At 41.6% G+C, this 25,797-nt stretch carries 22 protein-coding genes; 9 read left to right on the top strand and 13 right to left on the bottom strand.

Going from position 1 to position 25,797, the window contains the following annotated elements; all coding sequences use genetic code 11:
* Positions 1-241: 241 nt before the first annotated feature.
* Entirely contained in the window at positions 242-1,732 is a 1,491-nt protein-coding gene (gene putP, locus AC2VOY_RS13155; RefSeq protein ID WP_491834060.1) for a sodium/proline symporter PutP, read from the top strand.
* 95 nt (positions 1,733-1,827) lie between these two features.
* On the opposite strand, the gene AC2VOY_RS13150 is transcribed toward putP, so the two are convergent.
* The 5 genes from AC2VOY_RS13150 to AC2VOY_RS13130 all read right to left on the bottom strand — a co-directional run bounded on the left by AC2VOY_RS13150 (position 1,828) and on the right by AC2VOY_RS13130 (position 9,921).
* Positions 1,828-2,328 (bottom strand): DUF3157 family protein, encoded by a 501-nt coding sequence (locus AC2VOY_RS13150; RefSeq protein ID WP_491834059.1) that lies wholly within the window; start codon positions 2,326-2,328, stop codon positions 1,828-1,830.
* A gap of 267 nt (positions 2,329-2,595) precedes the next feature.
* The gene (locus AC2VOY_RS13145; protein ID WP_491834058.1) at positions 2,596-4,599 is read right to left on the bottom strand and encodes a heparinase II/III domain-containing protein; all 2,004 of its coding nucleotides are present in this window, start codon (positions 4,597-4,599) and stop codon (positions 2,596-2,598) included.
* Positions 4,586-6,601: a heparinase II/III domain-containing protein gene (locus AC2VOY_RS13140; protein ID WP_491834057.1), complete on the bottom strand. Its 2,016-nt coding sequence runs from the start codon at positions 6,599-6,601 to the stop codon at positions 4,586-4,588. The genes AC2VOY_RS13145 and AC2VOY_RS13140 overlap by 14 nt, the downstream gene beginning before the upstream one ends.
* A 32-nt stretch (positions 6,602-6,633) precedes the next feature.
* Positions 6,634-8,055: a glucuronate isomerase gene (gene uxaC, locus AC2VOY_RS13135; RefSeq protein ID WP_491834056.1), complete on the bottom strand. Its 1,422-nt coding sequence runs from the start codon at positions 8,053-8,055 to the stop codon at positions 6,634-6,636.
* Positions 8,056-8,154: 99 nt separating this feature from the next.
* On the bottom strand, positions 8,155-9,921 hold the full coding sequence (locus tag AC2VOY_RS13130) for a sodium:solute symporter family protein (protein WP_491834055.1): 1,767 nt from the start codon (positions 9,919-9,921) through the stop codon (positions 8,155-8,157).
* 498 nt (positions 9,922-10,419) lie between these two features.
* On the opposite strand from AC2VOY_RS13130, the gene AC2VOY_RS13125 reads away from it, so the two are divergent.
* Positions 10,420-11,616 carry an alginate lyase family protein gene (locus tag AC2VOY_RS13125; protein ID WP_491834054.1) on the top strand — a complete coding sequence of 399 codons (1,197 nt, stop codon included), beginning with the start codon at positions 10,420-10,422 and terminating at the stop codon, positions 11,614-11,616.
* A 139-nt stretch (positions 11,617-11,755) separates the two neighbouring features.
* Positions 11,756-12,850: an N-acetyl-D-Glu racemase DgcA gene (gene dgcA / locus AC2VOY_RS13120; RefSeq protein ID WP_491834053.1), complete on the top strand. Its 1,095-nt coding sequence runs from the start codon at positions 11,756-11,758 to the stop codon at positions 12,848-12,850.
* Positions 12,851-12,881: 31 nt separating this feature from the next.
* Here dgcA and mpaA read toward each other — a convergent pair whose 3' ends face one another.
* The gene (gene mpaA, locus AC2VOY_RS13115) at positions 12,882-13,589 is read right to left on the bottom strand and encodes a murein tripeptide amidase MpaA (protein WP_491834052.1); all 708 of its coding nucleotides are present in this window, start codon (positions 13,587-13,589) and stop codon (positions 12,882-12,884) included.
* 146 nt (positions 13,590-13,735) lie between these two features.
* Here mpaA and AC2VOY_RS13110 point away from each other — a divergent pair, with 146 nt between their 5' ends.
* The 3 genes from AC2VOY_RS13110 (at position 13,736) to AC2VOY_RS13100 (ending at position 15,949) form a co-directional block, all read left to right on the top strand.
* The gene (locus tag AC2VOY_RS13110; protein WP_491834051.1) at positions 13,736-15,355 is read left to right on the top strand and encodes a peptide ABC transporter substrate-binding protein; all 1,620 of its coding nucleotides are present in this window, start codon (positions 13,736-13,738) and stop codon (positions 15,353-15,355) included.
* 148 nt (positions 15,356-15,503) lie between these two features.
* Entirely contained in the window at positions 15,504-15,692 is a 189-nt protein-coding gene (locus AC2VOY_RS13105; RefSeq protein ID WP_491834050.1) for a hypothetical protein, read from the top strand.
* Positions 15,693-15,793: 101 nt separating this feature from the next.
* Positions 15,794-15,949 carry a hypothetical protein gene (locus tag AC2VOY_RS13100; RefSeq protein ID WP_491834049.1) on the top strand — a complete coding sequence of 52 codons (156 nt, stop codon included), beginning with the start codon at positions 15,794-15,796 and terminating at the stop codon, positions 15,947-15,949.
* A gap of 97 nt (positions 15,950-16,046) precedes the next feature.
* On the opposite strand, the gene folE is transcribed toward AC2VOY_RS13100, so the two are convergent.
* Positions 16,047-16,733: a GTP cyclohydrolase I FolE gene (gene folE / locus AC2VOY_RS13095; RefSeq protein WP_491834048.1), complete on the bottom strand. Its 687-nt coding sequence runs from the start codon at positions 16,731-16,733 to the stop codon at positions 16,047-16,049.
* Between the two features lie 222 nt (positions 16,734-16,955).
* Between folE and moeA the strand changes: the two genes are divergently transcribed.
* Positions 16,956-18,194 carry a molybdopterin molybdotransferase MoeA gene (gene moeA, locus AC2VOY_RS13090; protein ID WP_491834047.1) on the top strand — a complete coding sequence of 413 codons (1,239 nt, stop codon included), beginning with the start codon at positions 16,956-16,958 and terminating at the stop codon, positions 18,192-18,194.
* A 254-nt stretch (positions 18,195-18,448) separates the two neighbouring features.
* On the opposite strand, the gene cspE is transcribed toward moeA, so the two are convergent.
* Together cspE and nagZ are read right to left on the bottom strand one after the other, a co-directional pair.
* On the bottom strand, positions 18,449-18,658 hold the full coding sequence (gene cspE, locus AC2VOY_RS13085; RefSeq protein WP_491834046.1) for a transcription antiterminator/RNA stability regulator CspE: 210 nt from the start codon (positions 18,656-18,658) through the stop codon (positions 18,449-18,451).
* Between the two features lie 330 nt (positions 18,659-18,988).
* Positions 18,989-19,984 (bottom strand): beta-N-acetylhexosaminidase, encoded by a 996-nt coding sequence (nagZ, locus tag AC2VOY_RS13080; protein ID WP_491834045.1) that lies wholly within the window; start codon positions 19,982-19,984, stop codon positions 18,989-18,991.
* Between the two features lie 87 nt (positions 19,985-20,071).
* On the opposite strand from nagZ, the gene AC2VOY_RS13075 reads away from it, so the two are divergent.
* Entirely contained in the window at positions 20,072-21,187 is a 1,116-nt protein-coding gene (locus AC2VOY_RS13075) for an anhydro-N-acetylmuramic acid kinase (protein ID WP_491834044.1), read from the top strand.
* Here the strand turns inward: AC2VOY_RS13075 and AC2VOY_RS13070 are convergent.
* From AC2VOY_RS13070 to msrB, 4 genes are all read right to left on the bottom strand, one after another.
* Positions 21,184-21,732, bottom strand: a complete 549-nt coding sequence (locus AC2VOY_RS13070) for a redoxin domain-containing protein (RefSeq protein WP_491834043.1) — start codon at positions 21,730-21,732, stop codon at positions 21,184-21,186. The two genes, AC2VOY_RS13075 and AC2VOY_RS13070, sit on opposite strands and share 4 nt — an antisense overlap.
* A gap of 23 nt (positions 21,733-21,755) precedes the next feature.
* Positions 21,756-23,708 carry a hypothetical protein gene (locus AC2VOY_RS13065; protein ID WP_491834042.1) on the bottom strand — a complete coding sequence of 651 codons (1,953 nt, stop codon included), beginning with the start codon at positions 23,706-23,708 and terminating at the stop codon, positions 21,756-21,758.
* 191 nt (positions 23,709-23,899) lie between these two features.
* A complete protein-coding gene (locus tag AC2VOY_RS13060) occupies positions 23,900-24,388 on the bottom strand; it encodes a tetratricopeptide repeat protein (protein WP_491834041.1) in 489 nt (162 codons plus the stop codon).
* A 223-nt stretch (positions 24,389-24,611) separates the two neighbouring features.
* The gene (msrB, locus tag AC2VOY_RS13055) at positions 24,612-25,052 is read right to left on the bottom strand and encodes a peptide-methionine (R)-S-oxide reductase MsrB (RefSeq protein WP_491834040.1); all 441 of its coding nucleotides are present in this window, start codon (positions 25,050-25,052) and stop codon (positions 24,612-24,614) included.
* A 365-nt stretch (positions 25,053-25,417) separates the two neighbouring features.
* Here msrB and AC2VOY_RS13050 point away from each other — a divergent pair, with 365 nt between their 5' ends.
* A complete protein-coding gene (locus AC2VOY_RS13050) occupies positions 25,418-25,756 on the top strand; it encodes a Rho-binding antiterminator (RefSeq protein WP_491834039.1) in 339 nt (112 codons plus the stop codon).
* Positions 25,757-25,797 lie beyond the last annotated feature (41 nt).

The raw sequence follows: 25,797 nt of genomic DNA, 5'->3' as shown, positions 1-25,797 counted from the left end.
ACCCGCAGCATAAATATTACCGCTGTGGGTGGCAATGCAAGTTTACTTGCAATATCGCAAGCGGCTCAGAAGTGATGATTTTGCAAACTTGCCTTAGTTATGCTTAAAATAGAAATTAAGCTATAATTATTAACAAATTATACATACATACCCAAAATAGTTGAATATTTGCTATCAAGGGTACCCCCTCTAAATAAGATTTATCTTTGTCATTAGAGGGGCTTTTTTTATGGGAGCTTCAATGATTGAAAATAGTTTTGCAATTACTGCAACCTTTATCGGTTATCTAATTTTAATGCTATGGATTGGTTGGTATGCCTATCAACGTACGGCTAACTCGACAGATTACTTTTTAGGTGGACGAACCCTTGGGCCTTGGCCTGCTGCGCTTTCAGCAGGGGCGTCAGACATGAGTGGTTGGCTGTTACTTGGTTTACCAGGTTATGCCTATGCTTCTGGGGTCGAAGCTGTGTGGCTTGCCGGAGGCCTTCTATGTGGTACATGGTTGAACTGGCTTGTGAGCGCGAAGCGTCTGCGTACTTATAGTATCACCACGGATGCGATCACTTTACCTGAGTTCTTATCACGTCGATTTTTAGATAAATCTAAACTTATTCAAACCATTTCAGCATTTTTCATTTTACTTTTCTTCCTTTTCTATACCAGTTCTGGTTTAGTTGCAGGTGGTAAGCTATTTGAAACTGTGTTTGGGCTTGAATATCAATATGCAGTTGTGATTGGCGCTGTGTGCGTGGTTTCATATACCTTATTTGGCGGCTTCTTAGCGGTTTCTTGGACGGATTTAGTGCAAGGTCTATTGATGTCTGCTGCGCTCTTAATCGTCCCTATTGCAGCGATGCAAGGTGGGTTCTCTCAGCTATATACAGATTTAAATAGTATTAACCCTGAGCTTTTAACCTTGATGAACAATGTGGAAGGCGAGCCGCTTTCTGCTATCGCGATCATCTCGCTTGTTGCTTGGGGCTTAGGTTACTTTGGTCAGCCACATATTCTGGCGCGCTTTAAAGCATCCCGCTCAAATAAAGATCTTAAAACAGCACGACGTATCGCCGTGATTTGGACCGCTATCTCTATGGTTGGTGCATTGCTAGTCGGCTTAGTTGGTCTGGTTTATGTTACAGCGCATCCATTTGATTTAGTCGATGGTGAGAAAATCTTCATGATCTTAGTGAATGCGATTTTCCATCCTGTGATTGCCGGTATCTTACTTGCCGCGATTTTGGCTGCAATTATGAGTACAGCTGATTCCCAGTTGTTAGTTTCTTCTTCAGCTCTGGCAGAAGACTTTTATAAACAAGTCTTTAAGACTGATGCAAGCTCGGATGATGTCGTCAAAGTTGGACGCATTGCGGTTATCGCGTTATCACTGGTTGCGCTAGCACTTGCGATGAACCCTGAAAGCTCCGTTCTTGGGCTTGTGTCTTATGCATGGGCGGGTTTCGGCGCGGCATTTGGTCCTGCTGTCTTGCTAAGCCTTTTCTGGGGCAATGCAAACCGCTTTGGCGCTCTGGCTGGTATTCTTGTTGGTGGTATTACTATCGTCATCTGGAAGCAGTTAACGGGCGGTATTTTTGATATTTATGAAATTGTTCCAGGATTTATTTTATCTATGCTAAGCATCATTATTGTGAGCCTTGTAACTGGCGGTGCGGATGATGAAGTGAAAGCACAGCATCGTAAATACAAACAACAATTGATTGATCTTGATTAATACCCAGAACTAGATACGAAGTCTTAGATAAAAATAAAGCCACTTGCGAGTCATTTTGCAAGTGGCTTTTTTAGTTGTGGAAGATGGAGATTTAATTAAGGTTGAACCGCGATATCCACTTGAGTGACTTCAAGCTCAACTTTACGTTCTTTAGCTTTCGTTGTATCCACATCACGAATCAGCGCTTGACGCATTTGTGGCTGATTTGGCGTTAAATATTCTGTATTTCGCGGCTGTGTTGCACGCAATACTGGGATAATTTTAGTTGTGATTAAGTCGCCTTCATCATCATAAAATTTTGCTTTAACTGTTACTGATTCAACAGCTAAGTCTTTGTCTGAAGTGAGGTAGAAGTTCAAACCTACCGTTGAGTCATCTTTGATCACGGCGCTAAGTAGGTTGACGGTTACGCCATCTTTTTGCGCTTGTGCGCCAAGTTGGATTTGTGGGCCTGAAGCGGTAGGAGCGCTCGCATTTTGCTGAGCAATATCATTGACAATAGTTGATTCAGCAAAGCTTGATAATGGCATTAGCGCTGCACAAGCTGCAGCAGCAAAACCAGTTGTACGGATCACTTTATTTGATACAGAAAACATAAATAACTCCTAGATTTGAAACCGACCAATAATTAAAAAATTAATGAATGTGAGTGATTAAGTTTAAAGAGTAAAGTATTTGGCTATATCTTTTGGTTATGATCGCAATGATATCTAGAAAACCAATTCAATAATGCTAACTTGTCTTTAAAAAAGGTGAGAATAAATGTTACAAACAAGTAATTGAATCATTTGATAAATTTAAACTACGCCGAATTTTTAATGAGGTCAATAAAATTTGATATGGTTTTTTATTCTATAAATATATTATTTTCTTATATAAGTTAGTTTAGAATTTGTGAAGTTGAACTCAAAATCATGCTCACCAGCTTGACTTTGAAGGCGAAAACTAACCGACTCTTGTTCCTTCCAGTCCACCTCGCTTACCTGATGTTTGCCATTTAAGTCGTGCATCACTAAGCTCGAAAAATTGCTCGCTTGGCTTCGTAAAATCAAGTAACTAATTTGGCTAATTGCAGGGTTATCTGGACCATATCCGCGAACCGCTTGGCTTGGCTGATTAACATATATTTCTTGTTTAAAGTCCGTTTGGCCTTGGATGTGATAACAGGTTTTAAGCTGACTTTCTATCTGCTGGCCTTGGCAGTCTTCAAGCACAGATAACACGCCATGAAATGGATTTTTTATTGCTTTCCAATGCGGCGTTTTTTTATGTTCACCGCGGATTAAATAATGCAGATCAAGCTGGGCTAAATGAGGATTGAGCACTTGGCTAATGTCGATTACACACTCATCCATCCATAAGAAAACGCGTCGATATTGAATATCTTGATAGGCTTTTTCATCCCATTGTTTGATGACTTTGCTATCTATTTGAGGAGGTGTTTGCTGCCAATTTGCTACGACATCGAGCAAGGTATAGGTATCATTTTTTTCAAAGTATAAAACTTCGGGTTGGTTGGGGGATTGGTTTGTCTCATTCACCGCTAATGTATTATGCGTGGCGCTATTTTTATAATATTGATAATGCAAAGGTGCGCCATATCCTGTGGTGCCAAGATCAGGGATAATCTCTTTGCCAAAGCGGCATAAGATCATACTTAATCGGTCGTAGTGATCGTGCTCACCGCCAAAAGGTGCATGTTTGACTAATAAAAAATGGCCTGCTTTGTGGTTCACTTCTGTCGTATAGCCAGCATAAGGTTTATGTGAGGCTCGACTGGCAAGCGGGGTGATCGGAGGGTAGGTGCGCGCACCATACAAAAGTGCTTCTAAGTTGTGGCGTTTTTCATGTGAGTAAATATATTGCAGTGCTTGTTGCAGTTCGATAAATGGGTATTCACGATAGCCAAATTCAAAAATTTCTGCGTGGATGACTTTTTCTTGCCCGGCGATGCAATCATTTAAACGTGGGAAATCACCACTTGTCATAATCAACTCAAGCGGCAGTTTTAACATCTTCAAGAAATTAGGGTTTGCGCCAATTGAATAAGGGGTTTGATAGGCAATTTTTTCATACATCAATAAAGATTGCAGTGCGTAATAATGGTAATGAATCGAGCCTTCAAACCACATCCCTTCGCCAATGCAGCCATGATTGAGCTGATAATGCAGCCCATAATCGGATAAAAGTGCAAAATGAATATAGCGCTCTTCATTTAAAATTAAGCCAATCACACCCACCGCAGCGCTGATTTTTATTTCATGGTTATGCAACTGTGGGGTGCGATGTGCGATTAAAAATTCAGCCCCTTCACGCAGCAAGTTTTTTTCTATTTTTTGGCGATCAAACAGGTGAATATCTTGCCTGATAAAATCATAACCACGGGCAAAATTAAAATGGCAATTGGCTTCGCATAAAGCTTGAGCATTGGCCTTTCCTGGCTCGTTATATGGAATATCCCCATGCTCGACATAATGCGGATAGTAAGTTGCATATTGCAGCAAGATGTCTTTGACCTTTTCAAGGTAGATGGGCTCTTGGGTCAGTTGCCACAAAAGACCAAGCTCATAACAAGCCTTGGCATTTAAATCATTTAAGCCGCGCCACCAAGCCCCATCATAGGGCTCGCCGGTAAAGATGCGATCATCAATCGGGCAGCGGTGCGCATGGCAGTTGTCACGATCCCAAATTAAGCGCACGCCATGATCAGGGCAATAGTAATACAGGTTCCAAGTGGCGCGACTATCTGGCGGTACCAAGGTTTCTGAATGCAAAATAATATGATTATCTTGGATAAGCTTTTGGATCACCTCAGGTGTGGCATGGGTGCGAATTTGCGACATTTCCTCGGCGCTAAATTGGAGCATATTCTTGCCTCTGTAATGCGTGCTGACCAAAGTTGTAGGAAAACTGTTGGGATTGCCCATCAAAGTTTAGCTGAAAGTTTAACGTATCTAAATGCCAAACAACATTACTGATTTGATACTTAGGATGCGGATTTAAATCATGCACTAGCATAGTAGAAAATAAAGGCGCTTGGCTACGTACTAATAAATAAGCTAAATCTTGAGTCGCTGGGTTATCGGGGGCATAACCGGCTAATAAATCACAGGCATGGCTGGTGGCTAAGCTTTGATAAAAATCATTTTGACCATTAATTTGATAGCTTAAATTGAGCTGTGTTTGGAGATGTCTGTGAGCACATGAATGCATGATAGACAAAGGCCCGTTCAGGCGATTTTCAGTGCTTTGCCAACTCTCATTTAAGCGATGTTTGCCACGTACATGATAGGTGAGGCTTAAGGCTTGCTGATGCGGATTATGAATCCGGTTGATCTCAATCAGTGCATCGCCAAGCCAGATCAAGATGCGGCGAAATTTGACATTTTTATATGCCGACACATCCCATTGGGTGATCGTATGGCTGTCCACTTTTGGCGGGCGCTGTGACCAATCAGCTTTGGTGTCTATATATAAAAGATCTTCATCTTCATGGTAGGCAAGCAAGCTTGGATTATTTGGCGGCTGATTGGCTTGATTTACACTTAAGGTATTATGCGTGGCGGTATTTTTATAATATTTATAGTGAAGATCCGCGCCATAACCTGTGGTGCCAAGATCAGGCAAGATCTCAAACCCATTTCGGATCAAAATAATGCCCAGGCGGTCATAATGATCATGCTCGCCACCATAAGGGGCATGCTTGAGTAAAAATAAATGCTCTTTGCTTCGATTATAGCCAAGTGTGTAGCCTGATTCTGGCGCATGTAATGATTGGCAAGCCAGCGGTTGGTAGGCAGGTAAGGTCTCAATGCCATATAAAAATGCTTCTAAATTTATTCGCGGCTTATTTTTATAAATGGCATGCAGCGCAGCTAAAAAGCTTTCATCTTGATATTGTTTGTAAGCAAATTCAAAAATATGGCTATGATTGAGCTTTTCTTGTCCTGCAATGCAATCATTTAAACGTGGAAAATCACCGGTATTTGTCATGAGACGCAAGGGGAATTTAAGCATCTCGAGCAAGTTTTTATTATTCGAAACGCTATGCATGGTTTTGTAGGCAATTTTCTCATAGGCAAGAAGTGCTTGCAGCGCATAATAGTGGTAATGAACGGAACCTTCAAACCACATACCTTCGCCAATGCAGCCGTGATTAAGCTGATAATGTAAGCCGTAGTCTGAATACAGTGCAAAATCAAGATAGCTTTGTTCATTGAGCAGCAGCCCAATCACGCCTATGGTCGCATTGATTTTCATTTCATGGTTGTGCAGTTGGGCGCTGCGATGTTGGCTTAAAAAATCTGCCCCTTCACGCAATAATCTTTGTTCAATATAGGCTTTGTCTGCATCACTTAATGCTTGGCGAATAAAGTCATAGCCACGGGCAAAATCAAGATGACAGTTTGCCTCGCACAAGGTCTGTGCATTGGCTTTACCTGGACCGTTATATGGGATCCCGCCATGTTCTTCATAGCTTGGATAATATTTAGCATATTCAAGTAATAAGCTGCGTACTTTATTCAAATATACTTCTTCTTGGGTGAGTTGCCATAATAAACCTAATTCATAGCAAGCTTTTGAGTTAAGGGTATTGAGCCAGCGCCACCATGCACCATCATAAGGCTCACCGCTAAATTCATGGCCATCAATCGGGCAGCAATGAGAGTTTGGTTTGAATCTATCCCAGGTTAAGCGAACCCCATGCTCTGGGCAAAAGTAATAGAGGTTCCACGTCGCACGTGCATCCGGCGGGACTAAAATGTCATGCGCCAGAACCGTGTGATTATCATTTTTTAACTGCGTCAGTAAGCCTTGACTTAGGTGCTTTCTCAGGTCTTGCATCTCGTTTTCAGAAAACTGTAACATGCTAATTTCTCTAATAAAATTGAAAGATAAGATTAAAAATCAAACGTGAAGAATTCTTTTGCGTTGTGATAGCAGATGTTTTTGATACTGCTTGAAAGGAGATCCCAATCATTGGGTAAATCACCACAACGGGCCCATTGGCTGAACTGCTCGGATAAAATCCGGCGAAAGTATTCATGGCGGCTCAATGAGAAGAGGTTTCTAGAATCTGTGGTCATGCCAATAAAACGACCCAGCGCGCCAAGATTTTTTAAGTTAGTGAGTTGCGCGCTGATCCCTTGTTTATGATCATTAAACCACCATGCCGGGCCATATTGGACCTTGCCTTTGGCTGAGCCTGAATCTTGAAAAGCGCCGCAAAGGGCGACAAAGGCAGCGTTATGAGAGGGGTTTAAGTTAAATAAAATCAGCTTAGGCATCTGCCCGCTGGCATCAAGATCACTGAGTAAATTCGCCAACGGCGCGATGGTTTTTTCTTCTCCAATCACGCTAAAACCTGTGCCTGCGCCAAGCTCTGATAGGCGACGTTGATTCACATTGGTGCGCACTCCGACATGTAACTGTAGCGCCCAATCAAGGGCTTCGCAGTGACGCCCAAAATAATGAAAGACATAGCTAAACAAATAATGCGCAGCATCTTTATGAAGTCGCTTTTGGTTAAGTAAGCATATAAAAGCTTGGCTCGCTTTGCGTTGATCTAAAGCTTGATAGGGCACTTGAGGTAAACCAAGGTCGGCGCTTTTACAGCCCAGAGCGGCAAAGCTTGCCATGCGTTGATAGATGGCAGCTAAATAATCATCCAGACATGCAATCTTTATTTGGGTGAGTGACGTCAGTTGGCTGAGTTTGGTTGCAAAGTTATCTGGAGAATCAAAATTAAATAAATCATCTGCGCGAAAGCTAGGCAGCACTTGAAAGGATATTGTTTTATTTTGATAGAGCTGCGCCAGTTGTTGATGTGTTTCAAGGCTTTGCAGCGGGCTATCTGTGGTGCAGGCAATCTCTAGATTTAGTTTTTGCATTATTTGACGTGGCAAAGCTTGAGCGCTTTGAAGCTTTTCTTGGCTAAGTTGCCAAATATGTGTGCAATTTTGTGGATTTAATAACAACTGACAATCAAAAAAACGGGCTAACTCTAAGTGTGACCAATGGTATAAAGGGTTGCCAAGCAAATAAGGCATGGCCTCACACCAATGTTTGAATTTTTCTTCCTCACTCGCATCACCCGTAATAAAGCGCTCATCAATGCCATTACTGCGCATGGCACGCCACACATAATGATCTTCCATGAGCCAAGCTTGGGTTAAATTTTGAGGACCTTTATTTTTGATAAAAACCTGCGGATCCAAGTGATTATGAAAATCAATGATCGGCATTAAAGCGGCGGCTTCATGATACAAACGCTCTGCTAATGGGTTCGTTAATAAATAATTGTCATGGATGTATGCGGACATAAAGAAGACCTAATAAATAATAAGAGGCGTTGATTATCAAGCTGAGCTAGGCACAGCCCAGCCTGATAATCGCTTATTGAGGTTAAATCATTGGTTTCATTAACTTGAGGTGACTTGCTTGGTATTCATGCCTGCTTTGGCACTTTTAAGCAGTAAGAAGCCAATGATCAGCACCACAGATGCACAGAAGACAAAGGCCATTCTTCCCCAAAATGGATTCGGGATCAGCACCATGGCCATTACGAGTACACCAAAGACTAAGATTAACTTGCCCAGCATGCTGCGCTGTTGGCGGTCGAGTTCATCTTGACCTGCCTCTTCGACCACTGGGGTATCTACATCATGCCAGAAGGCTTGTAGCTCTTTGCTTCTTTGCTCAGCCGGTTCTTTATAGAACTTAGTGGTTAAGCAGAAGAAACCACCGGTAATAAAGAGATGCCCAATAATGCCGTTCATGACGCGTAAATCTGCTGCTTCACGTCCAGTAAAGCCTTGCTCAAGACCTAGCCACTGCGCAATGAGATCAGGGGTGATGACAAAGCTCACGATATAAGAGACACACACACCGACGACTAAGGTTGCCCATGCCGCCCAATCTGGGGTTTTCTTCACAAACATACCGAAGAATAAAGGTACTAAAATAGGCATTTGTAGCAAGGTACTCACATACATCATGGCATCAAATAAACTTAAGCCACGCAGTGAGTTAATAAACAATGCAACCAAAATAATTAAAGCGCCAAAGACCAAGGTCACGATGTGGCTTACTTGCATCAGTTTGCGTTCATCCGCATTTTTATTGATGAAAATGGAGTAGAAGTTACGCACAAATACACCAGCATTACGGTTTAAGCCAGAGTCCATCGATGACATGGTTGCAGCAAACACCGCTGACATCAAAAGCCCGACCATACCCGCAGGCATGACGCGTTCAACAAACACAAGATAGACAGCATCAGCCGCTTTATTACCAAGCGCTGCGGTATGTGCAGCCGCCGCATCTGGATATAAAACTGCGGTTGCCCAAGGTGGCATAAACCAAATCGCAGGACCAATGAGCATCAAGACAAATGCCAGTAGCGCAGCTTTACGCGCATTGGCTGAGTCTTTGGCCGTTAGAAAGCGATAGGAATCGTTCATGTTGTTGATATTTTGGAGCTGTTTGACAAACATGAAGATAAACCAGCTAATAAATAGCAGTGGATAATTCATGCCTGAGCCCATAATATTGTCTGCTGGGAATTGTTCTATGAGGTTGCTTGGACCGCCGACTTTAACGAGAGCAACGACAGCGCAGACCACAGTCACCGCCATGATCACGACCATTTGCACAAAGTCTGATGCCACAACTCCCCAAGAGCCGCCGATTAATGAGATAAATAAAACAATTAAGCCGGTTGCCACAATGGTGACTTCGATATCGACTTTAAACACTGCACTGACAAACAGCGCCAAACCGTTTAGCCAAATACCTGTGTAAACGATACTTGTTGGCATGGTTGCCCAAGTAAAGACCTGCTCATTGGTCGCACCAAAGCGACGTCTTACCCCTTCAATTGGCGTAATGGTACGCATTTGACGAAAGCGATAAGAGAAGAAAATCCAAGAAAGAAGGAAGCCAAAGGCATTCGCCATAAAGACCACCATAATCGGGAAGCCATCACTGAAAGCTTTGCCTGCTGCGCCGGTGAATGTCCAAGCACTAAACTGGGTCATAAAGGCGGTTGCACCAACCATCCACCAAAGCATTTTACCGCCACCACGAAAGTAATCACTGGTTGAACGTCCCGCTAATCGCTTAAATAAGATGCCGACTGCAACCATAAAAGCGAAATAGACGACCACCACTAGGATGTCTATGTTCATGTTTCATTTCCTTTTGTCTGTTTTGACTATAAGTCGTTGTTATGGAATAAAAAAATCTTTACAACTTGAATCCTGATTGGAATATTGTTTGTTATCAGGAGTATCAGGTGATGATGTTTTCTTCCTGATTGATGTGTAGATTTAGTTTGTGTGGCCAGATAAACGTATGCGGATTTGAGCGGACTGTGATTCATATCACAGCATCAAGCTTAAAGTGTGATTGATATCACGTTAATTTCTTCATTCCCCTTAAATCTAATGCTAAATCTAAGGGCTTAACGCATGATTTTGATCCAGAAAAGGCGAGTTCAGAAAGGATGGTGCGATCTTGGTCACACTTATAAAGGCGTGAAGTGATCTGGATCGCATTGCAATTTTTTTGCTCGACCGAAATTCATGTTTCCCTTCTAGCTTAATTTTGAGTCTGTCGTGATATAGCCACAACTTGCTCATTTTAAAATATATAAAAATAATTAAATCAAATACTAAGGTCCGAACATGAAACATAAATCTTTTGCTTTACTCGTTTCACTCTCACTTTGTGCGGGGGTGATGTCACCGCATGTCTTAGCCGCGCAAGCATCAACGGCTGTGAGTTATGACATGACGCAACTTGCGCAAAATAAAACCCAACTCGATGAAACCAACCTTGCGTTGAAAGACTTGCTCTCACGGGCAGACAAAGCGTTGAAAAATCCACTTGATCCTGTGGTGAATAAAACTTTGTTGCCTGCAAGTGGCGATAAGCATGATTACTACAGTTTTGGTCCGTATTGGTGGCCCAACCCAGATACGAAAGATGGCTTGCCTTATATTCGTAAAGACGGTGAATATAATATGGACACCAAAACGGCTGCGACAGATAAGCAAAGAATGATTACCTTTGCCAAAGATGTGACGCATTTGGGCTTAGCTTACTATTTTACCGATGATCAAAAATATGCGGATAAAGCGATAGATCAGCTCAAAGCTTGGTTTATTGATGAAAAAACTAAAATGAATCCAAATATGGATTATGCCCAAGCGATCCCTGGCAAAGTCGATGGTCGCGGGATTGGGATCATCGATAGCCGCTTGTTAATTGGCGTGGTCGATAGTGTTGAACTTCTCAAACCTGTCTTAAATGAAAAGGACTATCAAGCGATAGTGGCTTGGTTTAAAGACTTCAACCAATGGCTTTTAACCAGTAAAAATGGCTTTGAAGAAGATAATTGGCATAACAATCACGGCACTTGGTATGACGCACAAGTCGTTGCCTTTGCAATCTTCACCAATGATCTTGAAGAAGCCAAGAAACGTTTACAAATCACGCAAATGCGTCGGATTGGTGGGCACTTTGATACGGAAGGCAAACAAAAAGCTGAGCTTGATCGAACCCGCCCTTGGCACTATTCAAACTTTAACTTAGAAGCTTATAACCTATTAGGTGTGTATGGCGAGAAGCTTGGCGTGGATGTGTGGAATTATGAAATAGATAAGCATAGCTTGAAAAAAGGCTATGAGTTTATTGCCAACTATGTCGTTGAGCCAGATAAATGGGAATATAAAGAGCAAAAAGGCATGGAACCTAATGCGGCCTACACCAATATGTTGTATGCCCAAGCCGCATATAAACTGCCTGTGTTTGACAAAAGCGTGGCGAAACTCAAACAAGATCAGGAAAACCAAAAGAAATTGGTGAATTTGTTGTTCTAACAAGTTTTGAGACTTAGCCATTTTAAGATCTAAACAATCACAAGATCTAAGTTGCTCCCAACTTCTAAGCATAGAGATTTGAGAATCTTTAAGAGCGTGATATCTTAATTTTATTTGTGACTCAAATAGAAGATAATTTATGGATAATCACGACTCTTCTCAAATCTCTCCTTCGATAACACATAGCCTTCAATATGAAGATTCATGGCTAAAAATCTACCAAATCTCATACCCGATAGCTGGTGTGTTTCGTATTTCTCGCGGCGCCAAAACCCATGCTGATGTGATCATGGTCGAAATGAGCGCGCTAGATAAAAATGGCGAGCGCCAAGTTGGGCGTGGTGAATCTGTGCCTTATGCGCGCTATGGTGAATCAATCAAGCAAAGCATTGCAGACTTGGCTCAATTTGCGGAGCGTTTTGATAGTCGCGCCGAGCAAGCTTATCCATCGCAAAAGCAAATTCAAACTGGCTTAAAACCAAGCGCTGCGCGGAATGCATTAGATTGTGCGTGGTGGGATTTACAATGTAAATTGCAGCAAACTTCGATTTGGCAATTAAGCGCAAAAATGAGTGAGCCCACTGTGCCTGCGCTTGCGCCGAGCGCGCTGATCACCGCCTATACACTCTCTTTAGATACCCCTGAGAATATGGCGAAAATGGCGGCTAAACATGCGCATCGCCCACTTTTAAAGCTTAAACTTGCTGGGGAAGGGGACATTGAACGAGTCAAAGCAGTACGCGAGAATGCGCCGCAAAGTAAAATTATTGTCGATGCCAATGAGGGGTGGGACAAAGACTTATATTTGAAAATGGTGCCAGAGCTTGAAAAGCTTCATGTGAGTATGATTGAGCAGCCATTTCCGAGTGATAAAAATCATTGGCTCGATGGCTTGGCGCGGCCGATTAAACTTTGCGCCGATGAATCTTGCCATGATAGCCAAAGCTTAGGCGAGTTGGTCGGTCGTTTCGATATGATTAACATTAAGTTAGATAAAACCGGTGGCCTTACGCAAGCACTTATCTTAAAAGAAAAAGCTAAAGCGTTAGGGTTTGATTTAATGGTCGGCTGTATGGTTGGCAGCTCGCTGGCAATGGCACCGGCATTTGTGGTTGCTCAAGGCGCGCAAGTGGTTGATTTAGACGGGCCACTTTTGTTAGCCCAAGATTGTGCGCCAGGTTTTGAGTTTGAAGGCTCGTTAATGCAAGTCTTTACCCCTAAGCTTTGGGGGTAAACCTAACCTTGGCTCTAACATCTTGCTTTAATTAAGCTTTACGCAGCAAAGCGATCATCGCGTCGAGATGATCTTCACTTGCTTTATCAGCTGAAATTGCGTCAAATTCAACGGTTACGCAGGAGAAGCCATTCTCATCACACCAAGTGCCAAATGAGCCGGGTGTGGCGTAACCCACATCTTCCACTAAGGGGTAGTTAAAGGCTTGGCTAAGCCACTTGCCTAGCTCAGAATGTTTTGGGTCATCAATACATGCCAGCGGCTCATGAAATGAGCAAATCCAAGCCGGTTGGAGGGTTTTAATCAGCTCACACAGGGCTTGAGTCTCTGGCTCTGAATTGCCATGCTCGCCAGTACCTATGTCAACATCTCTTTCTTTTTGCAGGCTATTCCAACGATAAACCGTACCGCCGGGTTGCCAATTGCTGGTGGCAAAATTACGGTTAAGATCGACGCCACGTGCATTACTGCGAGTGCCAAGTTGGTTGCCATCTGGATTCATCGAGAGGATCACATCATGTGCCAAATAGCCGATGTTTAAGCTGCGCAAGGCGCAAGATAAGGTTGCGATACTTGCCGTCTCATCACCATGGGTACCAGCTAGAATCAAGCCTTTATTTTCACTTTTGGTTTCAGCGGCAAAGTAGAGCAAAGGTGCTCCTAAGACAGATTGGCCATAGACTTGTGGTGTACGTTGAAATTGACCACGCTGAGTGCGCTGGCGAAGATGGTTCGACATATAAAATCCGTTTAAATCAGATAAACACTGAAAAGTGAGTGAAAATAATGTAATCTAAATATTAACACAATATATAAGTAATAATAAAAGTAGGCGCATTTATACGCAAAGTTTTCTATGGATAATCGCCTTTTCAAGGAAAAATCATGCTAAAGACTCAAAAAACACTTTTACCTCTTCTTTTATCTTCTATTTTTATGTCTTCTGGCGTTTATGCCGCAACAGTTCCAGAAGGAACGCAATTAGCTGAAAAACAAGAACTTGTTCGAGGCAACGACGCCGAAGCGGCAACGTTGAATCCGCTACGTGCCGAGGGCATGCCTGAGATTCATATTTTACGCGATCTATTTGAAGGTTTAGTCATTCAAAATGAAAAAGGCGAAGTGATCCCTGGCGTTGCAACCTCTTGGGAAACCTTAGATAACCAAAAATATACCTTCCGCTTACGTAAAGATGCCAAATGGTCAAATGGCGATCCTGTAACGGCGCATGATTTTGAATATAGCCTTAAACTTGCAGTTGATCCGAAAACAGCGTCACCAAATGCTTGGTATTTAAAACTGACTTCGATCGAAAATGCACAAGATATTATCGAAGGCAAAAAGCCAGCCGATAGCTTAGGCGTGAAGGCGGAGGATGATTACACTCTTACCTTCCAACTTGATAAACCTGTCCCATACTTTGTGGCGATGACAGCGCACACTGTGATGATGCCGATTAATCAAAAAGTGGTTGAGAAGTTTGGTGATGAGTGGACCAAGCCTGAAAACTTAGTCTCAAACGGCGCTTATCAAATTAAAGATTGGGTGATCAACGAACGTCTTGATATGGAGCGTAACCCAAATTACTGGGATAACGAACATACAGTGATTGATAAAGTCACTTATATTCCATTTGAAAACCAAGTGGCAGCGATGAACCGCTATTTAACTGGCGAAGTGGATATTACCTCTGATGTGCCAAGTCAAATGGTAGATAAGCTTAAAAAAGATAATCCAGATGCATATCGCGTCAGCCCACTTCTTTGTACTTATTACTATGCGCTGAATACGAAGCGTAAACCTTTTGATGATCCAAAAGTGCGCAAAGCCATTTCATATAGCATTATGCGTGATGTGATCACCAATGGGATCACCAAAGTAGGGAATGTGCCGGCCTATACTTTCGCTCACCAAAATGTGGCAGGTTTCAAAGCGACTCAACCAGAATACGCCGCTTGGGATCAGAAAAAACGCAGCGAAGAAGCCAAAAAACTGCTAGCAGAAGCGGGTTACAGCCCAGACAAACCGCTTAAAGCTGACTTACTTTATAATACAAGTGAGAGCCACAAAGCGATTGCAACGGCGATTGCATCGATGCTGAAACAAAACCTAGGCGCAGATATCACGCTTAACAACCAAGAGTGGAAGTCTTACCTCGAATCGCGTCAGCAAGGTGACTTTGACATTATGCGCGCTTCTTGGTGTGGCGATTATAACGAAGCTTCAACTTTCTTGAGCCTCTTTACTTCAGGCAATAGCCGTAACTTTGCTTTCTATAGCAACCCGAATTACGATGAAGTGATTAAACTTGCCCAAGAAAGTAAAACCGAGAAAGAGCGTAATCAATATTATGACGCGGCCGAGAAAATCTTAGCCGAAGATATGCCAATTGCGCCGATTTATTACTTTATGCAAGCGCGTTTGGTGAAGCCGAACTTAGGTGGTTACCCAACAGAAAATGCAGAAGGGCGTATTTACTCAAAAGATTTATACTTTAAGAAGTAAATTTAATCCATTTTAGCGCTTGAAATGATGTGTCAGTTGGCTTGCCGGCTGGCACATTTTTTTAGCTAAAATTCGCATTTTGATGATGCTTGTCTACACTTGCAAAGAGAGCCAAAGGCCCACTGGGTGAGGAATGTTGGAGGTGAGTATGAACAAACTAGCGCAAATTGAAGATATTGAACAACAAATTTATCTTGCTTACTCTGAAGGTGATTATCAGTTGGCGTCAAATCTTGAGCGTGAGCTTAAAAAATACCGTCAATCCTCTGTCGATATGCGTGATAAGCGCTCAGAGCCGTATTCGTTAGAAGGGCATGTGTTTATTGATGATGAGTGAGCCTGTCTTTCTTATTAAGGTAAAGAAAATAGCAAAGTGTTGAAATTTTTTGTTATTTTGCAATTTCTTCCTAATAAATATGGATGAAAAAGGATAACACTATGATTAAACACTTTTTATGCTTGGCTGTGGCCGCTTTTTCGATGGGCTCGTTGACGGCTTGTAGCAATACAGATTTTGACTCGCAACCCACTTCTATCAAGACATCAGATAGTAATATAGGGAAAGGTGGCGATAAACATCGCGGCGGGATGTGAGGCTAAGATAGAAGTTTCATATGTAAAGCCCCCATATCGGCCTTGAGCGCGTATATGGGGGCTTTTTTTGTCTTAAATTTGGTACAAAAGGCTTGATTTAAACTCCGTGCAAAAACTCGCTACGGGTCGCAGGATTAGATTTGAAAATGCCACCTAAAGCTGTCGTCGCGGTTTCACTGGTCGCATCCATGATGCCTCGCGATTTCACGCAGTAATGCACCGCTTCAATACGCACGGCGACATCGTCGGTTTCAAGCAAAGTTTGCAGCGCAACTAATACTTGTGAGGTCAGACGCTCTTGAACTTGTGGACGCTGTGAGAAAAAGCGCACAATACGATTAATTTTAGACAGGCCAATAATCTTAGTTTTTGGAATATAAGCAATCGTCGCCTTGCCATCAATGGTCACAAAGTGGTGCTCGCAAGTGCTGGTCATGGTGATGTCTTTGACGCGGATCATCTCACGGCAGGACATTTTATTCTCAATCACAGTGATTTTTGGGAAGTTTTGATAATCAAGCCCTGAGAAAATCTCATTCACATACATTTTTGCAATGCGATGTGGCGTTTGCTCTAAGCTGTCATCGTTTAAATCAAGTGCAAGCAGTTTTAAAATTTCACGCATATGCGCTTCAATTTGCGCTTTCTTTTCTACGCTATTGAGGGCGTTGACTTGCATTGGTGTTTCTATCCCTTTGTCTTGCAGTGCTTGTTTTACCAATTGTGCGGCGTGGGATAAATTTTGGTCTTGCTCACTGGCTAACTGCAAGTTTTGCTCTGGCATTTATTTCTCCATTTAACGAATGCGCTAGTTGCTTTTGATATGAATGCCCACAAGATAAATAATGATAATTCAAGCATCTTGGGCTGATATGTGAAAGAATACTCGCTTTTGTAACAAATTTATAGTTTTGAGAAGCGATCTGACGAAATATCAATTTAAAGACTCACATTCTTCGTCAAGCTTTCGTATAATCCGTTAAATTTTGAGAAAAAGGATACAAGCATGAGCTGTGATACAACACCTGGATTACTTCCACTTGATGAAGCTCTGGTTAAAATGCTAGAAACGATCAAGCCCCTTACGAGTACGCATGTGCGCAATTTAGAAGACGCCGCAGGTTTTGTACTGGCGCAAGATCTTCAATCGCCAATTTTTGTGCCACCTTTTGATAACTCGGCAATGGATGGGTATGCGATTCGTTATGCAGATCTTGAATCGACACAAACTTTTACTCAGATAGGTAAGTCTTTTGCCGGTCTGCCATTTGATGGTGACTATCAAGCAGGCAGCTGCGTACGCATTATGACAGGCGCGCAGATCCCACAAGGCTTTGATACTGTGATCATGCAAGAAGAAGCAAATGTCGATGGTGATTTAATAAGCTTTACATCTGCGCAGCTTAAACAAGGGCAAAATGTGCGTCCAAAGGGAGACGACATTACCCAAGGCGCGCTTGTACTTGAAAAAGGCCACCGCTTAACTGCGCGTGATATTCCTATGATTGCTACTCTTGGGGTTGCCAAACTGGAAGTGTTTGATAAACCAAAAGTTGCGTTTTTCTCAACTGGGGATGAGCTCAAACCTCTTGGCACAGAACTACAAGCGGGTGAAATTTATGATAGTAACCGCTATGGGATTGCGATTTTGATTGAGCGCTTTGGTTGCGAACCGGTTGATTTAGGCGTTATTCCTGATGATAAAGCACAACTCAAACAAGCTTTTTTAACTGCCCAAGACAAAGCTGACGTTGTGGTCACTTCTGGCGGCGTGAGTGTTGGTGAGGCGGATTATACCAAAGAGATCTTAGATGAACTTGGTGAAATTGGTTTTTGGAAACTTGCGATTAAACCAGGCAAACCTTTTGCTTTTGGTCAGCTAGATTCGGCTATTTTCTGTGGACTGCCGGGTAACCCTGTGTCAGCTATGATGACTTTATATGTGCTGGTGCAGCCACTGCTGGCGAAATTAAGCGGTCATGATAAATGGCAAGCGGCCCCAATGATCCCAGCAATAGCAAAAACTAATTTGAAAAAAATGCCAGGGCGTATGGATTTTCAACGCGGCATTTATGCTTTGGATGAAAATGGCCAGTTTGTCGTTGAAACAACCGGTAATCAAAGCTCGGGCGCGTTTCGCTCGATGAGTCTTGCGAACTGTTTTATCGTCCTTGAGCGTGAGCGTGGGCATGTGCAAGCAGGTGAGCGTGTGATGATTCAGGCGTTTAACCCTAGTTTGTATTAAGTTCGAGCTTAGCGGTATTGCTAAACTTTAAATATGATGGCTCTAAATGTTGGATCTGTATCAGTGAAAGCATTTGGGGCTTTTTTTATTTCATTGAGATTGATTTGGCGTGATGACACTTAAGTCGAGATGAAATGAAAGATTAAAAAGTAGAAATAAATTAATAACTTAGAGTGTCTAAAAGGGAATACAGACGAAAAAAAAGCCGCATCATAAAGATGCAGCTTTTTAGAATTTGATAACTTAGTTTAAAATTAAACTAGTTCAACGTTAGCAGCTTGAGGGCCTTTTTGACCTTGCTCAACTTCAAATGCTACTTTTTGGCCTTCAGCAAGAGTACGGAAGCCTTCACCAACGATAGCACGGAAGTGAACGAATACGTCAGCGCCGCCATTTTCTTGAGTGATGAAACCGAAACCTTTCTCTTCGTTAAACCATTTAACTGTACCAGTAGTCTTAGACATGGGTGTATCCTATAAAATTTTTTACTAAAAAACGCATAATTGCGCGGAATCGCTGAAAGAGTTACTTAAGTGAGGCTGTACTTCATATAAGAGAGCTCTAGGTGACACATCACTGGTATAGCTGGTGTTACAAAGATTTCTAAAGCAATTTTCAAATAAATAAGTCCGTTTCAGAACGTGATCTACAATACCCCCCTTTTGCCGATAAGTATAGTTATATTTTAAAAATATCACTTATAATCGCCAAAAAGAGATCTCTGCTGCAAAATACCTATTTATTTGTATGTATATTTGCAGTATTGGCACGAATTATGACGCGATTATAAGTATTTAGCTATTTAATGAGTCCCAATAGGCAGCGAAACTGGCTTGCGCTTGTTTCCATCTTGTTGATTTTTTCAAGTCATTGTAACTAAAAGTTTGGCTTTTTAGCAGTTTTGTAGCTTTTTCTACTGTTGTGATCGGCAAATGGTCAAGTACTGAAATCGCGCTTTGACGATTATTACACACCAGCACCATGTCACAGCCGGCAGCTAAAGATTGCGCCGCACGCTCTGCTGGGGTGCCCATAATGCTTGCGCCTTCCATATTTAAATCATCAGAAAAGACAATGCCATTAAAGCCAAGTTTGTCTCTTAAAATATCTTTTAGCCAATAACTTGAGCCACTTGCAGGTTTATCGTCATATTCAGGGTAAACCACATGCGCCGGCATCATGGCATCCAAAATTCCCGAATCGATTTGCGCTTTAAAAATAGCCATATCGCGCTCAAAAATATTATTGCGTTGATCAAACGGGGTTTCATAGTGTGAGTCAGTGACGACGCCGCCGTGGCCAGGGAAGTGTTTGCCGGTTGTCGCCATGCCGACGGAGCGCATGCCTTGCATATATGCGGTGCTGTGGGTGAGAATAGTGTTAAGATCATCACCAAAAGCGCGTGAGCCGATCGCTTTACAGTCAAAACCTTGGTCCAGCACAGGCGCAAAGCTAAGGTCAATATCATGGGCGATAAGCTCTGCCGCCATCAACCAACCGCCAAGCTCTGCCATCGCTTCGCTGTTGTCCATTTTTGCATAATCTTGCGCCGCAGGAATTAAGCTAAAGCCATCACGAAAGCGTTGAACACGGCCTCCTTCTTGATCCACTCCAATTAAGATTGGGCGTTTAGCCGCGGCGCGGATTTGGCGATTTAACTCAATTAACTGCGCATTATCATGAAAATTACGCGCAAATAAAATCACACCACCAACGGTTGGGTGTGCAAGCATTTCTTTTTCTTCTGCATCAAGCGTTAAGCCTTCAACATCTAACCATAATGGACCCATTTGATTTCCTCTATTCTTTTTATTTTTAAACAGGCTCAGTATATACTGATTTTTTAGAATAAATAAGATCATCTTAATGGGGCGCAAATGGAAAAATATATAGGGATCATGTCAGGAACTAGCCTTGATGGCGTGGACACTGCGTTAGTGGAAACCGATGGTAAAAGTATTCGCTTGCTTGGACATGATGAATTCCCAATTGATCCGGCGCTGCGCCAAGATGTGCTCAATGTGTGCACAGGGCAAGCGACAAATTTAATTGAAATTGGCCAATTGGATCATCGTCTAGGACGAACGTTTGCAGATGCCGTCACAGCTTTACTTGATAAATACCAAGTTGATCCTAAAAGCATCCGTGCCATTGGCAGCCATGGACAAACCGTGTTTCATGATCCCCAAGGGCGGTATCCATTTACGATGCAAATTGGCGATCCCAATTTAATTTGTGCCCAAACTAAGATCAATGTTGTGGCTGATTTTAGACGTAAAGATATGGCATATTTAGGCCAAGGCGCGCCACTGGTGCCTGCTTTTCATCAAGCGTTATTTGGCCATTTAGATAAAAATATTTTAGTGTTAAATATGGGCGGGATTGCGAACATTTCAGTGATTGGCGCAGCAACAAGTGGTTATGATACTGGACCGGCAAATATGCTGATGGATGCTTGGTGTGAGCGCCATACGGGGCAAAAATATGATAAGGATGGACTACTTGGCACAAAAGGGCAGGTGAATTCAGATCTGTTGGCTATCTTTTTAGACGAAGCATATTTTTCTCAAGCTGCGCCAAAAAGCACCGGCCGTGAATTATTTAGCTTAGATTGGCTCGATCAAAAGTTAGCGCAATTTAAAGCGCATTATCCACATCAAGTTGTCAGTATTGAAGATGTGCAAGCAAGTTTACTCGAGTTGACTGCGCAAACTATTGCGGTTGAGGTGAATAAATTTACGGCGCTAGAAAATGAATTATTGGCGTGTGGCGGTGGGGCGCAAAACCCACAATTGATGCAACGTTTGAAAGCTTTATTACCTGATTGGCAAGTTGAAAACACTCTCAAATATGGCATCGATAGTGATTATATGGAAGCGATGGCTTTTGCTTGGCTTGCACATCAAAGTATGCACAAATTATCTGGTAATCTCCCTGCGGTAACAGGTGCAAGCCAAGAAGCTATTTTAGGCGGTATCTACTTTGCTGACTAAGATTGATTCGGCTGAAAGGTTCCGCGGATTGGGTAATTGTTGTCAGGGTTTTTGACAAATTTCAGCCCCATGACAAGCGACTCAAGCTCTGGGCGGATAAATGGCACATTGGCTAAATCGACCATAGCCAGTGCGCCCTTATCGTTGACAATAAATAATCCAGGTTCTGCAAAGGGGTGATCGGTTTCTTGCTCGCTGCGTGGGGTTGAAATAAATAATCCAAGCGCTTGCATGGTCTCAAGACTTAGCCCATAGCCAATCGGAAAACTCACATTGAGAGCCTCACTATGCGCTGTCGCTTGGGCTAAGCTGTCCCCACTGACGGCCACAACCTCTATCTTTAACTCGTCAAACGCTGGCAGATAACCTTCGATATTATTTAGATATTTTGTACATAAAGGGCAGTGTTTACCGCGATAAACGAAGATAGCTTGCCAATAGCCCTCTTTGGTTGCTTTGCCACAGGTGATCGTCTCACCATTTAAACTAGTTAAGCTAAATGTTGGGAAAATTTGACCGGGAATATGTTTGGCTGATGTTTGCATAGCGATTCCTTGCGTGTTGGTAGCTAAAAGTTTCGATTACTTAGATTATAGATATAGTGCTGCTCAATCGTCGCGAGTTTGACCAAGCATTGCTGTTCATTATGGGTCAAATTAGTGCGTGCGAATAATAGATTAAGCATCTGATTTATAAGATATAGGTATAAAGAGATACACACACCTTGCTCTTGATGGCTAGTGTATATTCTTTGTTTATATTTATACAAACTGGTTTGGTTGTCAGTTTCACCCTGATGCGTAGATAAAGCCAAATGGACTAAGGTAGATAGGTGATAGTTTAAATCAACACAATAGATTTCACTGACTTCTCTATTTAAGTTTCTTTGAAATTCAGTTTCTAATTTGACGAAATTTATCTTATTCATGATTGAAGATTTGAGCATTTCATCATTCATATCTAGTTTGATGCCAACCTTCTCAATTTGATTATTGATTAAGGACTCTGATTTATTTAGCATTTGCAGGCTCAACTGCTTATTTAGGGTCTGAATTAAGTAATCGGTTCGAACCTCATCTTTCGTCGTCAATTCAAAGTGACTAAACAGCATTTGAATCTCTAGTTTGATTTGCTGGTGAATGGCTTTATTGAGTGCTCTTTTCATCTTTATGATGCACTTTTTAACATCATCTTCCTGCCAATTTTTTTGATAGCAAATGATATAAAAACGCGTGTCATGCCCATGAATGATGTCTTTAGGCTCTTTGATCGACGACTGTAGTGCCTTGCCTATATAGCTCAATATTTTGAGATTGACATCGGTACGTTCGAGTCGTTTTCCTGTACTCGGGTAGTAAAAGTCTACCGCAAACATATAAGTCTTATAGCGATATTTTTTATGCCTAATTAATTTAGGTTTGACATAATTATCCCAACCATTTTGATTGAAAATTTTATTTTTTTGATCGAGGTAATAATAATTGGTGAGTTGCGTGCCTCTGCGAAAGTAAAAATAGAAAGAAATAAAAATTGTAATGGTTGACAGTAAGATGAAAATCAGCAGATTTGGCGCGAGGATAAATTGCAATAGTAGCGCATCTAAAGTGTTCAAGCGCAGGCTGATGATCATTTTGCCAAATGCATTTTTAGGGCTTTGCGCTGTATAGGTTTTGGGAAGGAGCCAAGCATCTTTGATACGCTTGCTGTTAAACATTTCCTTGTCTTCGATATAGATCTCAAAGTCACCACGGTTGAGGAAGTTAATCCCTTTTAGGGTAAAAAACTGACTGAAATGCTTGAAAATATCGTCAATATAAAAGTCACGGTAATAAAAACCCACGATATCGCCGTAGTAATTATAAGAAGTATTCACAAAAGATATGGTTTGCTTATTGAGAACCTGGTTTTTATAGATAGGCGTGACCCAAAAGTCATCAAAGCCTTCTTCTTTATAAAACTGTTTTATATTTATGTTGGTGTAGTAATTAAAAATATTTAGCTTTTCATTGTTATCATAAGAAATTAAAAAATTTGAATTTACGGAAGAAAAAAAGAAATAAGCAGGGTATAAGCGAGCATCTGATTTTCGGCTATTGATTGCTTGTTGAATCGGGGATGCGGTATTAAATAGTACGCAAAGCTCTTTTTGCGTCTCTAAAGGTAAATTTAAAAGATCGCCGGTTCCTAAAATAACGAGGTTTTTGTCTACTTGTTCAAGATAACTTGTATTCACATAGTTACGTTGCTTGGATGTGACTGTAAATTCGCTTAGGCAATCAGGAATGCTTTCCCATGATGCAGCCGTGTTCTTGCTAGTTAAGCGCATGAAATCAAGGAAGTTTTTTGTTTCAGCAGAAAATAAATTATATTGATTCAAAGCTGTGTTTTTTATATGCTCAGTGACTCTTTTGTCAGAGTAAAAGATGTTAGCGTTAAGCACTGCGTAGCAAATAATAGATAAGAAGATGATAGCGATCACGCTTGACTTAAATAACGGCTGTTGGATCACTCTGATTTGCATTTAATCTCTTCCTGTTGGCTTAATGAACAGTATTCTCATACAGTGAAGAGATATTTCAAGATTGGAAATACAAAAGCGATTAATGGATCATAAAAATTTCAGAGGAAATGTTTAATTATTGATCTTACCCACACTTTTATAAAGGTTCGTACATCCTTGTACCTAAAAATTTTGCATCAATTCGTTTTTGTTTAGTTTTTATTTGCAGCACATTCCTTATAACTTGTCTCAATACATTGCTTGGCAATTTTATCTAAACGTTCAAAATCCGCATCGCTTAAGTGAGCAGTTTCAGCTTGCATCTTGATCACATCTGTCACCACTGTGCCATCCATACCATTTAGTGTCACAACTTGGCCCCAGACATAAGACTGAGCAAGGTCTTTTTTGACATAACTGCCATTGGCATACATAAAGGCTAAGCTAAGTTGAGCTCCTTGGTGACCTTGCTTTGCGGCTGCATCAAAAGATTTATAAGCCTTTTCATCACTTTGCGTAACACCATCACCATTGGCATAGAGTGCGCCAAGTTCAAACTGTGCTTGCGCATCACCACTTTGTGCGGCAGCTTCAAGTTGCTTCACTTCTGGTGTTTGTGCTGGGGTTTGAGTATTTGCATGGGATATGCCAGTCAGCATAGTCGCGAGGAGAAAGAGTAGCGGTTTGTTGAGTCTTTGCATCTTAAGGTTTCCTTTCTATTTAAAGGTGTTTTTGTAACTTACCTTAATCACTACAGCCTCGCAAGATAGATTCGATTAAACCCTGAGATTTCAGCTCTTTTAGTAATCGCTTGATTATCTTGAGGCAATAAAAAAGCCAAATATGCGATGAGCTCATAAATAAATGAGGCATGCATGATTTGGCTTTTAAGTTTACGCAAGGCGTATATTGTGAAGCGTTGAATTAAGCTTTTTTCATCGCCACTGCATTCATGCAGTAACGTAAGCCACTTGGCGCTGGGCCATCAGGGAAAACGTGCCCTAGATGCGCATCACAAGTTGCACAGGTCGCTTCAATACGCACCATGCCATAAGTTTCATCTTTGTGATATGCCACTGCTGTGTCATCGACAGGTTGGGTAAAGGATGGCCAGCCTGTCCCAGAATCAAATTTCTCATTTGCATCAAAGAGTAAGGTATCACAGCAGACACATTGATATAAACCCGGTTCAAATAAGGTACAAGAATCTGAACTAAAAGCACGTTCAGTGCCGCGTAAGCGTGTCACATTAAAGGCGTCTGGTGAAAGTATCTTCTCCCATTCTTGTTCCGTTTTTTCAACTCGTTTTTTCGGTTCAAGGTTGCCTTTGTTGGCACGTTCTAAAACTGTTTCCCAAGTTAGCATTAACTATCTCCTGCAAGTTATGTTCTGCCCAATAGAAAGAGGCTATCCATATGAACCTCTTCTAAGAAACAAACTTTCATTATTTTTAGCTTAGGTGATTTCTTCAAATTTAAAAAGAAGGACTTAGGTTAAAAATGATCTCAAAACTATATGCTGAGAATATCACATTCTGAGCTTTTGTAAGGATAAATGTTAAATTTTTGTAAATGGATATCACAACTTTGATTTCTGAGATATGCTAGCTTTAGCATTAATAAAAATGATGTTTTTTTGTAAAAGATGGGATATAAATAAGATTCTCATACTCTATATATGAGACATAGTAAAAGCTAGAACTTAGCTTTGACGTTGATTAGGAGACACCTATGCAAGCATATCAATCTTTACCTTGTGAGTACTATGACCAACTTGAAATTTGCTGTATGCGTAGTCAAAAGCTCAAGCTTTCATTGCGCTCTGACGTGACAGTGACTGGGTATGCCAGAGATCTAAAAACGATTAAAGATCAAGGAGAATGGCTTGCTATTGAAAACTTTATGTTGTCTGGAAAGCAAAGTGCATTCACCCATGGCTTAACCCGTGGTGAAGGCTTTATGCAGGATCTAGAGAATCCGCAAATTGTATGGTTGCGGATCGATTATATTCATCAATTGTTGGATCTGTCTGCATCAAAAAGAAAGCCTCACATGATCCCTTGGATGTAATTTAAACGAATACTTATGCCCATAACAAAACGGCTCCTAAC

Source organism: Vibrio sp. KMM 9700, assembly GCF_058545285.1.
The sequence above is the reverse complement of the archived record's forward strand: the minus strand, read 5'-3'. Positions and strand labels throughout refer to the sequence as shown.

Coding starts and splice junctions, on each gene's coding strand:
- mpaA (WP_491834052.1), bottom strand. CDS start 13,589: ATGTCGAACCATCTTCGCCAGCGCACTCAGCGTGGTCAATTTCAACGT.
- uxaC (WP_491834056.1), bottom strand. CDS start 8,055: ATGTCCGCATACATCCATGACAATTATTTATTAACGAACCCATTAGCA.
- AC2VOY_RS13050 (WP_491834039.1), top strand. CDS start 25,418: ATGCAAGCATATCAATCTTTACCTTGTGAGTACTATGACCAACTTGAA.
- AC2VOY_RS13150 (WP_491834059.1), bottom strand. CDS start 2,328: ATGTTTTCTGTATCAAATAAAGTGATCCGTACAACTGGTTTTGCTGCT.
- folE (WP_491834048.1), bottom strand. CDS start 16,733: ATGCCAGAGCAAAACTTGCAGTTAGCCAGTGAGCAAGACCAAAATTTA.
- AC2VOY_RS13105 (WP_491834050.1), top strand. CDS start 15,504: ATGAACAAACTAGCGCAAATTGAAGATATTGAACAACAAATTTATCTT.
- AC2VOY_RS13130 (WP_491834055.1), bottom strand. CDS start 9,921: ATGAACATAGACATCCTAGTGGTGGTCGTCTATTTCGCTTTTATGGTT.
- dgcA (WP_491834053.1), top strand. CDS start 11,756: ATGGATAATCACGACTCTTCTCAAATCTCTCCTTCGATAACACATAGC.
- nagZ (WP_491834045.1), bottom strand. CDS start 19,984: ATGGGTCCATTATGGTTAGATGTTGAAGGCTTAACGCTTGATGCAGAA.
- putP (WP_491834060.1), top strand. CDS start 242: ATGATTGAAAATAGTTTTGCAATTACTGCAACCTTTATCGGTTATCTA.
- AC2VOY_RS13110 (WP_491834051.1), top strand. CDS start 13,736: ATGCTAAAGACTCAAAAAACACTTTTACCTCTTCTTTTATCTTCTATT.
- AC2VOY_RS13145 (WP_491834058.1), bottom strand. CDS start 4,599: ATGCTCCAATTTAGCGCCGAGGAAATGTCGCAAATTCGCACCCATGCC.
- AC2VOY_RS13100 (WP_491834049.1), top strand. CDS start 15,794: ATGATTAAACACTTTTTATGCTTGGCTGTGGCCGCTTTTTCGATGGGC.
- AC2VOY_RS13065 (WP_491834042.1), bottom strand. CDS start 23,708: ATGCAAATCAGAGTGATCCAACAGCCGTTATTTAAGTCAAGCGTGATC.
- cspE (WP_491834046.1), bottom strand. CDS start 18,658: ATGTCTAAGACTACTGGTACAGTTAAATGGTTTAACGAAGAGAAAGGT.
- AC2VOY_RS13140 (WP_491834057.1), bottom strand. CDS start 6,601: ATGTTACAGTTTTCTGAAAACGAGATGCAAGACCTGAGAAAGCACCTA.
- AC2VOY_RS13125 (WP_491834054.1), top strand. CDS start 10,420: ATGAAACATAAATCTTTTGCTTTACTCGTTTCACTCTCACTTTGTGCG.
- AC2VOY_RS13060 (WP_491834041.1), bottom strand. CDS start 24,388: ATGCAAAGACTCAACAAACCGCTACTCTTTCTCCTCGCGACTATGCTG.
- AC2VOY_RS13070 (WP_491834043.1), bottom strand. CDS start 21,732: ATGCAAACATCAGCCAAACATATTCCCGGTCAAATTTTCCCAACATTT.
- msrB (WP_491834040.1), bottom strand. CDS start 25,052: ATGCTAACTTGGGAAACAGTTTTAGAACGTGCCAACAAAGGCAACCTT.
- AC2VOY_RS13075 (WP_491834044.1), top strand. CDS start 20,072: ATGGAAAAATATATAGGGATCATGTCAGGAACTAGCCTTGATGGCGTG.
- moeA (WP_491834047.1), top strand. CDS start 16,956: ATGAGCTGTGATACAACACCTGGATTACTTCCACTTGATGAAGCTCTG.